This is a genomic window from Sphingobacterium shayense, assembly GCF_013179575.1.
GTDB classification, from domain to species: domain Bacteria; phylum Bacteroidota; class Bacteroidia; order Sphingobacteriales; family Sphingobacteriaceae; genus Sphingobacterium; species Sphingobacterium shayense.
This window is the reverse complement of sequence record NZ_JABMCQ010000095.1, coordinates 1-15467: the sequence shown is the minus strand read 5'-3', so window position 1 is coordinate 15467 and position 15467 is coordinate 1. Positions and strand designations below refer to the sequence as shown.

At 44.6% G+C, this 15467-nt stretch carries 10 protein-coding genes and 1 pseudogene; 10 read left to right on the top strand and 1 reads right to left on the bottom strand.

All coding sequences use genetic code 11. The features are described 5' to 3' along the window. The 10 genes from HP439_RS11940 to HP439_RS11895 all read left to right on the top strand — a co-directional run. Positions 1-366, top strand: a 366-nt coding sequence (locus tag HP439_RS11940) for an NAD(P)H-dependent oxidoreductase (RefSeq protein WP_172390568.1), incomplete at its 5' end; no start/stop codon positions are given. Between the two features lie 230 nt (positions 367-596). Beyond that, positions 597-1784 carry an N-acetylglucosamine-6-phosphate deacetylase gene (gene nagA / locus HP439_RS11935; RefSeq protein ID WP_172390567.1) on the top strand — a complete coding sequence of 396 codons (1188 nt, stop codon included), beginning with the start codon at positions 597-599 and terminating at the stop codon, positions 1782-1784. Positions 1785-2219: 435 nt separating this feature from the next. Continuing rightward, positions 2220-5411: a SusC/RagA family TonB-linked outer membrane protein gene (locus tag HP439_RS11930; RefSeq protein WP_172390566.1), complete on the top strand. Its 3192-nt coding sequence runs from the start codon at positions 2220-2222 to the stop codon at positions 5409-5411. Positions 5412-5418: 7 nt separating this feature from the next. Next, the gene (locus HP439_RS11925) at positions 5419-7146 is read left to right on the top strand and encodes a RagB/SusD family nutrient uptake outer membrane protein (protein ID WP_172390565.1); all 1728 of its coding nucleotides are present in this window, start codon (positions 5419-5421) and stop codon (positions 7144-7146) included. Between the two features lie 24 nt (positions 7147-7170). Further along, on the top strand, positions 7171-8331 hold the full coding sequence (locus tag HP439_RS11920; protein ID WP_172390564.1) for a dienelactone hydrolase family protein: 1161 nt from the start codon (positions 7171-7173) through the stop codon (positions 8329-8331). A gap of 67 nt (positions 8332-8398) precedes the next feature. Continuing rightward, positions 8399-10105, top strand: a complete 1707-nt coding sequence (locus HP439_RS11915) for a GMC oxidoreductase (RefSeq protein ID WP_172390563.1) — start codon at positions 8399-8401, stop codon at positions 10103-10105. After that, positions 10102-11649, top strand: a complete 1548-nt coding sequence (locus HP439_RS11910) for a PQQ-dependent sugar dehydrogenase (RefSeq protein ID WP_172390562.1) — start codon at positions 10102-10104, stop codon at positions 11647-11649. The genes HP439_RS11915 and HP439_RS11910 overlap by 4 nt, the downstream gene beginning before the upstream one ends. After that, positions 11633-12865, top strand: a complete 1233-nt coding sequence (locus HP439_RS11905; RefSeq protein ID WP_172390561.1) for an Nramp family divalent metal transporter — start codon at positions 11633-11635, stop codon at positions 12863-12865. The genes HP439_RS11910 and HP439_RS11905 overlap by 17 nt, the downstream gene beginning before the upstream one ends. Positions 12866-12875: 10 nt before the next feature. After that, on the top strand, positions 12876-13889 hold the full coding sequence (locus HP439_RS11900) for an NAD-dependent epimerase/dehydratase family protein (RefSeq protein WP_172390560.1): 1014 nt from the start codon (positions 12876-12878) through the stop codon (positions 13887-13889). After that, positions 13889-14959 (top strand): dihydrodipicolinate synthase family protein, encoded by a 1071-nt coding sequence (locus tag HP439_RS11895; RefSeq protein WP_172390559.1) that lies wholly within the window; start codon positions 13889-13891, stop codon positions 14957-14959. The genes HP439_RS11900 and HP439_RS11895 overlap by 1 nt, the downstream gene beginning before the upstream one ends. A 300-nt stretch (positions 14960-15259) precedes the next feature. Here HP439_RS11895 and HP439_RS11890 read toward each other — a convergent pair. Further along, positions 15260-15467: pseudogene (locus HP439_RS11890) on the bottom strand (amidohydrolase); the annotation flags it as partial.

Here is a 15467-nt window from a genome sequence, read left to right as displayed (position 1 = left end):
TTTTCGGTGCCTGCTATCTTAAAAGGGTGGGTTGATCGTGTATTCGCCAGTGGGAAGATATATGGTGGCGGCCGCGTACCGTTTGTGAGTGGTAAATTTACAGGAAAAAAAGTTCTGCTTTCGGTCACTACCGGTAGTCCAGCGACTCATTATTTGCCAACAGGAGACTATGGCGACATACAAGGTGTCTTAAGGCATGTGCATCGCGGAATGCTGGAATATGTTGGCTTCTCTTTGCTTGCTCCTCAGATTAACTACGGCGTAGCGCACCTGAATGATAACCAACGAAAAGATCTATTGGATAATTGGTCGGCCAGGTTGGAAGACATATTTGACGAAGAACAGATAACTGGAGGTAGATTTTAACCAGCGGCAGGAAACCACCGTTTACATTAATAAAAATGAAAAAATCCGAGGAAGAAAAAACTTGTTTTTTTACCTCGGATTTTTTGCGTGGGTCATTTTCATTTGCGCCCCGATGATGAGTTCGTTTTTCTTTTTTTTTGAAAATGCATAATCCGACTTGAGTGTCTTTGGCAGATTTTTGTAACTTGCTACGAATAACCACCGTAAGTTTTAAATACAAAACATTCATTATGACCACGTTCATCAATGCAAAAATAATCACACCGCAAGGTATAACCGAACCCGGGTCACTCCGCGTGGAAAATGGTAAAATAGCAGGAATCGATTTACAGCATAGTACCGCCAAAAGCAGCCCCTCTCATACAGTTATCGATGCGCAGGGGATGTATCTTTCCCCAGGATTTATTGATATCCATGTACATGGGGGAGGAGGTTCTGATTTTATGGATAACGAGCTTGATGGGTATGTAAATATCGCACAAACACACGCACGTTACGGTACAACAGCTATGCTTCCAACAACGTTGACGAGTGAGCGGTCACTGCTGTTAGAGACCTTCAAAATATACGAAAAAGCGATTAATCAACAGATTGATGGAGCGAAGTTTTACGGGTTACACCTAGAAGGACCCTATTTTGCGATGGCTCAACGTGGCGCGCAAGACCCTAGATATATCCGTAATCCAGATCCAAACGAATATGAACCTATTCTTAAGGATTATAAACATCTAATCGCCAGATGGAGCGCCGCACCTGAACTACCAGGGGCATTAGAATTTGGCAGGCGCGTTACCCAAGAGGGAATTCTGCTCGCGCTTGGACATACGGATGCGGTATACGAAGAGATCCTGACGGGTCTTACCGCCGGTTACCGCTTAGCGACACATTTATATTCAGGAATGTCAGGAATGACACGCCGAGACGCGCACCGTTATGCTGGTGCTATAGAATCCTGTCTACTTCTGGATGATATTGATGTGGAGATTATTGCTGATGGTGTGCACCTTCCTGAGCCATTCTTGAAACTGATAAACAAAGTGAAGCGGCCAGAACAGATTATCCTAATCACCGATGCGATGCGCGCGGCCGGTACGGATGTAAGCAATAGTATTCTAGGTGGAAAAACGACAGGGTTAAAAGTTGTCATCGAAGGCGGTGTCGCCAAGTTGCCAGATCGTACGGCCTTTGCCGGAAGCGTAGCAACAGCCGATCGTCTTATTCGAACCATGCGAGAAAAGGCGGGACTTTCCCTTGGTCAGGCCGTAAATATGATGACAGTGAATCCTGCTCGTATTTTAGGTCTGGAGAAACAAATCGGGGCTATTCAAGTGGGTCTAAATGCTGATCTTATCTTATTTGATGAAAATATCCAAGTGAACAAAACAATGGTTGATGGTCGTTTAGTTTATCAACGGTAGGAGTGCATTTTAATTTCTGATAAAACTGTTTTAGGCCCCGAGGTGAAGTAGGAAATTGATTCCATCTGATTGTTAAATTATACCCGTTACAATTTTCGGTAACGTACACTATGTATGTTACGCCCTATATTGTTGAAATGGCTTTCGGAGAAGAAAGTGTGTATTTTTTGGAAAAATATTTTGCATTCTAAAAAATAGAAACTTATCTTGGAAGCATTATAACCCTAAAATCTATTTTGATAGTAAAAATAAAGGTTGGCCGGCAGAAGTCGTGCGAAGAATTTATTTGAGAAAATTGCGTGTACGTAACCGTAAATTATTTCGACCGGCACCGCAGTGAGTACAAACATATTTATCTGCATGTTTTTCCCGACCGTACGAACAATGTTAACAAGATGTACCTAATGGATATAAAATAATTTAAACCAACGAATTATGATAACAATTGGACGAATAGTACTCAATACCCTACTCGTATTTTTCGGAGCTGTTGTTCTAGCCCAGCAGCCCATTACCCTCCAAGGGACCGTTAAAAATGCACAAGGTAGCCCGCTTTCGGGGATCAGTGTTAAAGCACTACCCGGTGGTGGCGAAACGCTTACCGGCAGTGACGGCAAGTTCAGCATACCTGTAAGGTCGCTGAACGACTCCATACAGGTGAGCTCGGTCGGATATCTTAGCCAGACACTAACTTTATCCGGTGAAAAACAAGTGGAAGTTACCCTCATTGTAAGTAACAATGACTTGCAAGAAGTTGTCGTAGTTGGATATGGCACACAGAAAAAGGGAACATTAACAGGCTCGGTAGATGTGATATCAGGAGACATGCTCAAAGACAGACCCGCGAACAATGTAGCGGATCTGATAAAAGGCGCCTCTCCGAATATGAATATCGATATGGGCATGCGCGGGGGGGAGCCTGGCGCGGCAAGTTCCTTGAATATTCGCGGTGTAGGTTCTATCAGTGGAAGCAGCAGCCCACTTGTTCTGGTAGATGGAGTCGAAATGGATTTAAACGCAATCGATCCGCAGACAGTGGAAAGCATCTCGGTATTAAAAGATGCTTCGACGGCGGCAGTTTATGGATCGCGCGCACCGTTTGGTGTTATTTTGATAACAACAAAAAAAGGAAGCCGGCAAGAGGGGGTAACAGTTGATTACAGCACTAATCTTTCATTGTCCTCACCATTGCGGTTGCCTAGTTTCATTGATTCATATACCTGGGCGACAGCCTACAACCAAGCTAATGCCAATGCGGGGTTAACGCCTGTATATAGCGATGAGCAAATGGAACGGATCAAAGGATACATTGATGGAACATTTCCTTATGAATACGATCCGGAAAATCCGATCGATAATATTTGGGCAGGACGACGAAACGGAAACGCAAATAACGACTGGCCACACCTGTTGATGGCCGATAATACCTTTAGCCAGAAACATAACTTGAATGTTACCGGCGGTGGCGAGCGCACACAGTACTTCCTTTCTGGCGGATACGCCGATCAAAACGGTACATATGCTTATGGGAACGATTCATTCAAACGCTATAACCTGATGACGAACGTATCCTCGCAGGTCGCTAGCTGGCTGCGTCTAAGCTCCAGTGTTAAATGGGCGACTACAATGACTGATTTTCCGATGGGAGAGACGACCGTTGGCAGAGAGCATACATTTCGCGAGATGCTTATGTTCGCCCCAATGATGCCGCATTATAATATTAATGGTACGGTGCAAAGTCCACTGGTTCGTCTATTGCAAGACTCCGGTAGGGATAAAAAGAAGAATGCTGATTTCCTGGCGAATGTCAGTGCTGAATTTGAGCCCATAAAAGGATGGAAGACTATTGTAAATTACAGCTATAACATTAAAAACACAAAACTCAGCCAGAATCCCAAACCGGTGATGGTGGAGCTTGGAACAGGTGAATTCGGTAATATAGGGAAGCCGCAGTCGTCCTATACATCGGCCTATTATGAGAACGTCTATAAACTACTCAATGCCATTAGTTCGTATGAAACGCAGATTGATGACCACTATTTCAAAGCCTTAATCGGATTTGAGCAGGAAGAAAACCTTTATAGCGGATTGAATGCAACAGGTACTTCTCCCGTGGTCGAAGATAATCCTTCAGTGATTACCTCGCTGGGGGGAATCACTGCATTCGACAACATGAGTCATTGGGCGACCCGAGGGGCATTTGGTCGTATCAACTATAACTATCAGGAAAAATACCTGCTGGAAGTAGCAGCGCGTTATAATGGATCTTCACGTTTTCCTAAGGAAAATCGTTTTGGTTTTTTTCCTTCTGCAGCTATTGGCTATGTGCTCTCTAAGGAAGACTATTGGGAGCCGATTTCGCCCTATATAGACAATTTCAAAGTACGCGCGTCCTATGGCTCGTTGGGAAATCAAAATGTACTAAGCAATTCGAATGCAAACGATCTGTTTTACTCGCGTATCCCGATTAAATCGGAGTTAAACTGGATAATTGGTGACCGACGCCCTCAGTATGCTTTGGTGCCTACATTAATCAGTGATCACATTACTTGGGAAACGGTCACCACGCTGAACTTAGGACTAGATATGTCAATGTTACAAGCACGTTTAGGAGTGACTTTCGATTGGTATAACCGAACAACAAGTGATATGTTCGGTAAAGCCATCGAGCTACCTTATGTGTTAGGAGCAGCTACGCCATTAACCAATAATGCGAAGCTCTCTACAAAGGGTTATGAACTTATACTTTCCTGGAACGACCAGTTGCAAAATGGTATTGGCTACAACGTTAAGTTGGCGTTAGGTGATAGTAAAACGACGATTCTCGAATACTTGAATGAAACTGGACGTCTTGATACGTGGTATGAAGGGAAGCCATACGGCGAGATTTGGGGGTTCCAATCTGCAGGACTCATTCAGACCGAGGGCGAGCAAATGGCCGATCAAAGTAAATACCATAGCAACTGGGGTCCTGGGGATATGAAATACGAAGATCTAAACGGAGACGGAGTAATCAACGACGGCGAACGTACGCTGGATAACAAAGGAGATTTAAAAGTGATCGGCAATACTTCACCGCGTTACAATATCGGTATAAACGCAGGCGTGAGTTGGAAAGAATTTGATCTGAATATGTTCTGGCAGGGAGTAGGTAAAAGGAACTTTTATCCGGAAGCTTCCACTCCCTTATTTTGGGGTCTAACGCGTGCATGGTCGGGATCGGGTTTATATAAAGATTCGCCAGGACTAGATTACTGGCGTCCGGCGGATGAAACGAATGTACTGGGTCCCAATACTGGGGCTTATCTACCTAAACCTTACTTTACTGCAGAGACCGATAAAAATAGACTCAGTCAGTCAGCCTATGTACTCAATGCGGGTTACCTACGGTTAAAAAATCTTACGCTCGGTTACACCTTTCCCGAAAGTATAACAGGGAGTATATTTAGTCGAGCGCGGATTTATTTCTCGGGAGAAAATTTGCTGACTTTCTCAAGTCTACCCAAGGTGTTCGATCCCGAAACGGCCGTGGCGTCCGATGAGCGCGAAGGCGGGTACCTCACAAGTGGCGTTATTTATCCGATTAGTAAAATCTATTCATTCGGTATTAACCTAACTCTAAAATAGAAAAGTGATGAAAAACTATATAAAATTAACCGGTTTACTATTGGCATTGGCAACCAGCTTCGTTGCCTGTAACGATGAGTTCTTAGATAGAGAGCCGCTCGACGAAGTTATATCGGAAATGTACTTTGAAAAACCACTGGATCTAGAGATTTATATGAACCAGTTTTATACGAATGGTAATTTTCCAAAATATCCAAATCACGGTGGCGACTACGATGGCGATGATTTTGTAGGGGCGACGGTTGACCTGCGCCTGCAGGGGACAAGAACAGTATCACCTACGGGTACAATAGATTTTTCGGCCGTGCGCAGCTTGAATTATTTCCTAACGCATTATAAAAAGATTGAAGGAAAGCACGAATTTGATACTTATAAACAGTACGTGGGGGAAGCTTACTACTTCAAGGCCGTTACTTATTTCAACCTACTCAAAGACTACGGTGATATTCAGTGGCTTGATGAAGAGTTAGGGACGAGTTCCTCGATGTTATACATGGATCGTACCTCCAGAGAGGTTGTCGCCGATAATATAATTGCCTGTCTAGACACTGCGGCGATGTATTTGGACGATCAAAAAACCAATGGGTATACACGGATAAACAAATGGATAGCACTACTAATGCAAAGCAGGGTTGCTCTGTTTGAAGGGTCATGGCAGAAATACCATCAAGGGACAATCTTCGGAAGAGAAGCCGCCGATCCAGATAAGTATTTTCAGAAGGCGGTACAGGCGAGCCAAGCTGTGATGGAATCTGGATTATACAGTGTATATAGTACGGGAGACCCACTGAAGGACTACCGAAACTTATTCACACGCCGTGACTATACCAGTAATCCAGAGGTGCTTTTCTGGCGCCGTTATGATAATGAACTGTCTCGAGGCGATGGCGACTTTACAAACGATAGGAACTTCCGCATGTCCCAGCCACTTGGGCGTTCGATGGCGAAGAGTCTAGCGGACCAGTACCTGTGTTCGGACGGGAAACCCATAGCGGGAAACCCATTATTCGGAGGCTACAACAGTATAACCGAAGAATTTAAAAACAGAGATCCTCGACTTATGCAGACGGTAGCTACACCGGATCAAGCCTGGAAGATTGCGGCCAACGGCGAGACCCAAAACTGGTCGGTTATTTATAACACCCTAAATTCCAATACAGACCTTAATGCGCCAACGGGATACGTCATTCAAAAAGGATATGATCCACAAGTGATTTATCATGTGCAGCAGTATGAAGAAACACCGTCGATATTATTTCGGTATGCTGAAGTACTCCTTAATTATATTGAGGCCAAGGCGGAGTTAGGTATTGCCAATCAAGGTGATATCGACAAAACAATCAAACCACTCCGTGAGCGCTCCGGTATGCCGAATCTAGTGATTGACGCTATCGTGAGCGATCCGAACTGGCAGTTCAAAGAGCTTTCCCCACTAATCAATGAAATACGCAGGGAGCGCCATATCGAGCTTGCCGCCGAAGGATTCCGCTGGGAAGACATTGCACGCTGGGCAGCGGCCGATGAACTTGTTCTCGGCAAAAGACCTAAAGGATTCCGTGCAGCGCAACTTAAGAAAAACCCATTCCCAGTCGACGACCAAGGCTTCCTAGATCCATTTCAGAAGGCGATCCCGGCAGGATACGGGTTTAAGCTGGATAGAGATTATTTAAATTCTATACCGGAGCGCGAGCTGAACTTAAATGAAAATTTGAAACAAAACCCAGGATGGAACTAAATCTAACCAGCAAAACAGTAGTAGATGAAAAGGAAAAATAGGAAGCTGCACCTCGTTCTTCTCTGGATACTAGTTAGTAGTCTATTTTCGAACGTGCAAGCGCAAATCAAAGAGGATGGATCGGACCGTACAGCGCTAGGCGATAAACTTGCGCCGTATTTTCGGCCGCCGGCTGCCTACCAAGAGCAGTTAGGAGCTTTTCGTTCGCCACTGAAATTTTATGACGGTAGATTGGTTAAGGATGCTACCGATTGGTCGTTGCGACGTAAGGAGATTAACAGCACCTGGCATCGGATGATGGGCCCCTGGCCGGAGTTGATAACGGATCAGCAGTTTATCTATTTAGATTCGATTCAGAAGGATGGATATACGCAGTACCGGGTAAGTTTCCGTTGGCTCCCTCAGGAAACAACAGAAGGTTATCTACTGGTCCCTTTTGGCAAGCAAAAACGGCCGGCAGTGATTACTGTTTTCTACGAGCCGCAGACGGCAATCGGGCAAGGTAAAGCGGGGCGTGATTTTGCACGGGCATTGGTTAAACGTGGTTTCGTCACTCTTTCGATCGGAACCAGTGAGACCACAGCAAACAAAACGTATTCACTATATTATCCATCGATAGATCGGGCGACGATACAGCCATTATCTTTGCTTGCCTATGCGGCAGCGAATGCATTTCAGGTGCTCGCTAAAGTGCCGCAGGTTAATGCAGATAAGATCGGCATTATGGGGCATTCTTATGGCGGGAAGTGGGCTATGTTTGCTTCCTGCCTATATGAAAAGTTCGCCTGCGGGGTTTGGTCTGATCCGGGAATCGTGTTCGATGAAACAAAAGGATCGGCCGTAAATTATTGGGAACCCTGGTATCTCGGTTATTACCCGCCGCCGTGGAAGGATGGCTGGCGAGAGAGAGGGCTCGTCGCGGGAGCACAGGGGCTATATCCCGAATTGATGAATAAGGGCTTTGATTTGCAGGAATTACACGCACTTATGGCACCTCGTCCTTTCTTGGTGTCTGGAGGCTCTTCGGATCCTGTAGAGCGATGGATCGCGTTGAATCACACCATACAAGTAAACGAGTTATTGGGCTACGTAAATCGTGTAGCAATGACCAATCGAGCCGAGCACGCTCCAAATGACAAATCGAATGAGCAGGCTTATCTTTTTCTGGAGTATTTTTTAAAATAAATGACCCTGATTATTCGGCTATATATAAGAAAGATAATAACTTAGAGGATATCCAAAGCGTATAAACATGAACCTAAACAAAGAATTTGATGTCATCGTAGTGGGATCGGGGATTTCCGGCGGATGGGCGGCTAAGGAATTTACAGAGAAGGGATTCAAGACGCTTCTGATTGAACGGGGACGTATGGTTCGCCATATTGAGGATTATCCAACAGCGATGCTCGACCCTTGGGAGATGGAGCATCATGGAGGCAAAACCAAGGCCGATCTTAAAGATAACAAAATAATTAGTAACCACTACGCCTATAACGAGGCTACCCGACATTTTTATGCCTCAGATAAGGAGCAGGAATATATTCAGGAGAAACCTTTTCAATGGGTCCGTGGTTTTCAGGTGGGTGGGAAATCCTTGTTATGGGCCCGACAGACCCAGCGCTGGAGCGATTTTGAGTTTAGCGCACCCGAGCGGTTTGATTACGCCGTGGATTGGCCAATACGTTATGCCGATCTGGCTCCATGGTACAGCCACGTCGAGAAATTCATTGGCGTTTCGGGAAATCGCGACGGTATTGATAACATGCCAGACAGCGAAGTGGTGGGGGCTTTTCAGATGAATCAAGTCGAAAAGGCCATAGCGGCTTCTATTGCGGATAACTATAGTGATCGTAGGGCAATAATCGGACGCTCAGCAAATTTAGTCAATGCTGCACCGGAACAGTTGGCTCAGGGACGGACTGCCTGCAAGGCGCGTGCTCTTTGTGAAAGGGGATGTCCTTTTGGAGGGTATTTTAGTTCAAATTCTTCCACAATTCCTTTTGCAAAAAAAACCGGTAATCTCACTATTCTGACAGATAGTATCGTTGAACGCATTCTTTACGATGAGAAAACAGGACGCGCTTCAGGGGTTCAGGTGATTGATGCTTCCGACAGATCGACAAAGGAATACCGCGCCAAAGTCATTTTTTTGAACGCAGCAACATTGAACAGCAATCTTATTTTACTGAACTCTACAAGTGAACGCTTCCCTGAGGGGTTAGGTAATGATGCTAGGGTTCTTGGACATTATGTCGCTTTTCACAACTATAGGGGACGTATTACGGCGGATTTCCCAGGTTATGAAGACTCTTACTATTACGGCAAAAGGCCTACACAGGTTTTCGTGCCGGCTTTTAAAAATATTCATAAGGCGGCGGAAACCTTTAAAGGATCGTACCTCATCGCCTTTGGTGCAGGTCGTTCCGGCTGGAGCAGAAGCTCACCGGAGGTTGGTCTTGGAGGCGCATTTAAAGATAGCTTACTGGAGCCTGGTGGTTGGAGTATTTCAATGATGATGCAGGGCGAAGTCCTGCCGATTTATGAAAATCACGTACGGCTTAGTTTGGAAAAAAAAGATAAGTACGGATTGCCACAGCTTGTGACTTCAATAGGCTATACGGAAAACGATATAACCATGATGAATGATTTCTTTAAAGAGGGAAGTCAGATGCTTGAAAAATCAGGCTGTACAAATATCCAAACGATCGATCAGCATATTCAGTTCGGGCGTCAGCCGGGACTGGAAGTCCATGATATGGGAGGCGTACGTATGGGAAAAGACCCAAACAGCTCGATGCTAAATGGGTTTAACCAGATGCATACCTGCAAGAATGTTTTTGTAACCGACGGGGCTTGTATGACGAGTACGGGTAACCAAAACCCCTCCCTGACTTTTATGGCCCTCACTGCACGTGCGGTAGATTACGCCGCAAATTTAATCAAGGAGGGTACCTTATGATATGTTTTTCCTTTCCTCGGTTAACCGCTTTTCTTTCGTTGACAGTGTTATTAGCAGGTTGCAGAGACCCTAAGGAGGAGTATGCATGGGAATCTGAGAAAACCCCCGAATTCTTAAAAGTTGGAGAACAGTTTCTAGAGATACTTCCCGTAGCGGATGGACTGGATGTGCCATGGGGAATGGCTTATCACGAAAACAAAATTTTGTTCACAGAAATTAAAGGGAAAGTAAAGTCTCTAGATCTAGAAACTGGGAATGTGCAAACGCTGCTCACGCTCAATGACGTATTTACCAGAACTACGCCTGGGTTACTCGATATAACGATCGCGCCTCGAGGTAATGGTGATCCCTTGGTCTTTATAAATTATACTAAAAAACAAGATTCCTTGTTAGTATCTACTTTGATGCGCTATACGTATGACGGAGAAAACTTACAGAATCCGAAAGAATTGCTCCGCGTGAAAGGAGCATTAGGACACAACGGCAGTCGGCTGCTGGTCGACCGGGATCGGGATATTTTATATTGGGCAACAGGCGACGCTGCGGATAACCATTACGCACAAGACTCGACAATTTTAAACGGAAAGGTTTTGCGCATGCATCTAGATGGCAGCATTCCAAAAGATAATCCAATCGCCGGCAGCTACGTGTACGCTTGGGGATTTCGTAACATACAGGGACTGGCGAGCGATGGTAGGGGTAACTTGTTTACCTCGGAGCATGGTGATGCTATTGAAGATGAGGTAAATCTTATTCTTCCGTTACATAATTACGGATGGCCACTTGTTGAAGGCATGCACGATACTCCGCAGGAAATAGCCCTGCAAACCAGGAAGGCTAATTTAACTCCTCCGATTCGTCCTTGGACGCCAGTCATCGCACCTGCCGGTCTCGCGTATTATGGGTCAGATGAAATCAAGCAGTGGAAGAACTCGTTATTGCTTGTGACCCTTAAAAATCAGTCTTTAAGAGTGTTGACGTTGGGCGAAGGCAATAAGAGTATTGGTCAAGAGCGAGTGTATTTCAGTGAAAAATATGGCCGTATGCGTGCGGTTCTAACGGCACCCAATGGCGATATTTATCTCTCCACGAGCAATCGTGACTGGAATCCACAGCCGGGCTTTCCTAAAGAAAATGATGATCGTATTCTTCGACTCCGTGTGAGCACGAGTAATCCTGCGGAATATATGCAGGAGGATGCGCTGCCAGATGCAGCCCTTAACACGGAATCTAACGGTGCAACCCTCTATAAAACATACTGTGCTTCCTGCCACCAGGCCGATGGTAAAGGCGTTAAGGGTGTATTCCCCGCTTTAGTGGGATCCCAGAATATCGGTGATTTACGCACCTTTAGCCAGCTGCTACTTAACGGGACGAGTGAAAAAAAAGACATCCAGGGCGTACGCTATGAACAAGACATGGCTAGTTTTGGTTTTTTAAGAGACGAACAGCTGATAGCGATCATAAATTATGTAAACAATCGGTTTGGAAACGGTAAAGAGCTCACACAGAAAGAATTTGAAACCTATGAATCAAACAACTAAACCAACGAAGCCAAACTGGCTTTTGCGCAGTTTATCCATTCTTGGACCCGGCATTGTGACAGCTGCGCTGGTATTTGGTCCCAGCAAGATGACAATTACCTCAAAAATGGGGGCTGATTATGGCTTTAGCTTAATGTGGGTCATTGTGGTAGCAATATTTTTCATGAGGATATTTACCAATATGAGTGCGCGTATTGGTCAACATCGGCAGGAGTCTCTACTAACTCTAATCCGAACTTCTATGGGAAGGGTAGCTAGTGTCTTTATTGGAGCGGGGATATTCATGGTTTGCATCTCTTTTCAAGCAGGTAATTCAACTGGTGTAGGTATTGCTATCGGCGAGGCGACAGAGACCAGTCCAAAAATATGGATACTCTTATTTAATTTATTTGGTATTCTTCTTTTGTTTTCACGGTCGTTCTACCGTGTCTTAGAAAAAGTGATGCTAGCGCTGGTTATAGTAATGCTCTTCAGTTTTATAACCACGCTTTTTTTGATAGCACCTGGGATGGATCAGTTACTCGCTGGCTTGCGTCCGCAAATACCGACCGGCTCGGCGGGGCTTATAGTTGCTTTCATAGCTTCTTGTTTTTCGTTAGTCGGCGCTTTTTACCAATCTTATTTGGTGCAGGAAAAAAGGAAACTCGCGCCTACCGAAAATACGAACGCACAACGTAGTAGCAGTGTTGGTATATTGATCTTAGGATTAATGAGCGCTGTGGTCTTAATATGCGCAGCTTCGGTACTTCACCCTCAAGGCGTGCAGGTGGATTCCGCTGCACAAATGGCTTTGGCCTTGCAACCATTATTTGGCGATGCAGCCAGCAACTTCTTTTTTATTGGTTTATTTGGTGCCTCGTTTTCTTCATTGGTTGGTAATGCCGTACTTGGAGGATCGATGCTTGGTGATAGTTTGGGGTTCGAAGGAGGCTTAAATAATAAGCGGAATAAGCTCCTAATCGCTGTGGTGATGATTTTCGGAGCCATCATTTCACTGATGTTTAGTCACCTTCCGCTAGAGCTGATCGTGCTGGCTCAAAGTGTGACGATCTTCTTGGTGCCGTTTATCGGGGTTGCCATATGGTGGATAGCAAGTAGCAAGCAGATTATGGGAGACCATCCCAATACACGCTTTCAACAAGTAGCCGGGTTATTAGGAATCATCCTAGTGGTGGTGCTAGCAGTTATAAATTTTAAAGTATTGATTTTATCCTAACAATTGGAATATGGACTTAAAAAAAATGGAAGAACTTTATTCGGTGCCTTCACCAGCCTTACTATCCGATCTGGAGCAGGTAGAGGGTGATATTATGCTTCTGGGGATAGGTGGTAAAATGGGGGTCAGTATGGGGAAACTACTGGTAGATTCCTTAAAAATATTGAACAAACCGAATAAAGTGTATGGGGTATCGCGATTTTCCGATCCTGCAATCCGTGAAAGTGTGGAACGTAGCGGAGTAACTGCAATTAGCTGTGATCTACTGAATGACAGCTCATTGCAAAGTTTACCTCAAGTTTTAAATATCATATATTTGGCCGGACATAAATTCGGTACATCAGGGAATGAGGATTTCACTTGGGCGATGAATACATATTTGCCCGGCAGAGTCGCTCAAAAGTTCAAAGATTCTCGGATAGTTGCATTTTCGTCCGGGAATGTACTTCCGTTTGTTCCGGTTCATGAAGGAGGTGTCGACGAAGACACTAGGCCAGAACCTATCGGTGAATACGCGCAGTCCTGCTTGGGAAGGGAGCGCATATTTGAATACTTTTCAAAAACCAATGGTACAAGGATACTCATTTACCGGCTGAATTATGCCGTTGACTTTCGCTACGGGGTATTGATGGAGATTGGCAAATCTGTGCTTAATAATGTTCCTATAGATTTGAGCAGCGGGAATGTAAACGTAATCTGGCAGGGGGACGCTAATGAAATTGCAATTCGGAGCTTACTTCATACCGAGTCGCCAGCAAAATTATTGAATGTTACGGGCCCTGAAACGCTATCGATTCGCTGGGTTGCCAATCAATTCGGTAAAATATTCGACCGGCCACCTACCTTTGTAAATCACGCCGAAGGCACAGCACTTCTGAATAATGCTTCGGAATGTCATCGTCTGTTTGGTTACCCGCGTGTAACCGTTCGTGAAATTATCGAAATAAATGCGCAATGGCTATTGCAAGGAGGAGATCTCTGGGACAAGCCTACCCATTTTCAAGAAAGAGGAGGACAATTCTGATGAAAAAGCTACCAATAGAGTTAAAAGAACATTTGCTTAATGGAACAATTATTCCCGCGCATCCACTGGCGTTGAACGAAAATAGAACCCTCGATGAGAAGGCGCAGCGACGGCTTTCGCGATATTATATTGCTTCTGGTGCCGGCGGGATTGCTGTGGGGGTACATTCCACCCAGTTTGAAATCAGAGATCCGAAAGTTGGGTTATTCCAACGGGTTCTAGATATTGCTATACAGGAAGTTAAAAGTAGTAATATAAATCGAAAGTTTATTACAGTAGCTGGGATATGCGGACCGGTAGACCAAGCTGTTTCGGAGGCCAAAATTGCTTCCGCCCTTGGATATGATATCGGCCTTTTAAGTATGGGAGGACTGGAGGGCTGGAGTGAAAAAGATATTTTGGAACGCGTGCGTAGAGTAGCTGATCATATCCCCGTTTTCGGATTTTATTTACAGCCATCTGTAGGTGGGAGGATATTCAGCTACGAGTTTTGGCGCGAGTTTGTAGAAATTCCCGGGGTTGAAGCGATAAAATGTGCTTCGTTCAATCGTTATCAGACCTTAGATGTGATGCGCGCACTTGCGAATTCTTCGCGTAGAGAAGAGGTCGCAATGTACACGGGCAATGACGATAACATCGTGGCTGATCTACTCACGGATTATGTGTTTAGCGTCGAAGGGAAGTCCGTGGAGGTTTCTTTTAGAGGCGGGCTATTAGGACACTGGGCGGTTTGGACGAATAAGGCGACAGCGTTATTTGAGGAAATAAAGGCAGCTAAACAAGCCCGAGATGGAAATGCTTTACATAGTTTACTCACCAAGGGTGTACAGATAACGGATGTGAATGGGGCATTATTTGATCCCAGCCATGACTTCAAAGGATGTATTCCAGGTATACACGAAGTTTTGCGTAGGCAGGGATTGATCAAGGGAATATGGTGCCTCAACCCCCATGAAACCCTCTCCGAAGGGCAATTCGAGGAAATTAACCGAGTTTATAACGATTATCCAGACTTAAACGATGACGCTTTCGTAGCGGAATTTCTTCGACGCGATGACTCATTTAAGTAGATGGTAACTTGTTCGATGATACTCGAAACGGTACATCGGATTTGGGATGACTATATTTCGTGATTATAAAGCATGAAAGAAAGGAGCGCGTAGAGATCACTAATGAAAGCTATTTTCATAAAAATAAATTACGAAAAGTATTTTGGACCTGCAAGTGGGACCTTATTCAGGATTGGCTTTTCCAGTTACTAAATTGTTTTTCCTACAATATATTATATTAACTTAATAATTAGTTTATCTTTATAACTTACTCAAATATAGTATTTATTGGGTTTGTGTTAAATATTTAGTTTATGTAAATTAATGTGTGTTTAATAAGGATAATGTGGCGTTAACCATTAACGGAATGCTTCCTTTAAAGATTGATTCATCAATATCGAAGGTGGGAGTATGCAGTTCAGATAGAATCCCTTTTTCTTCGTTTTTAGTACCTACTAAGAAAAATGCCGCTGGATATTTTTGCGTATAATATGCAAAGTCTTCGGCGGCCATCCAGATAGGCATATCG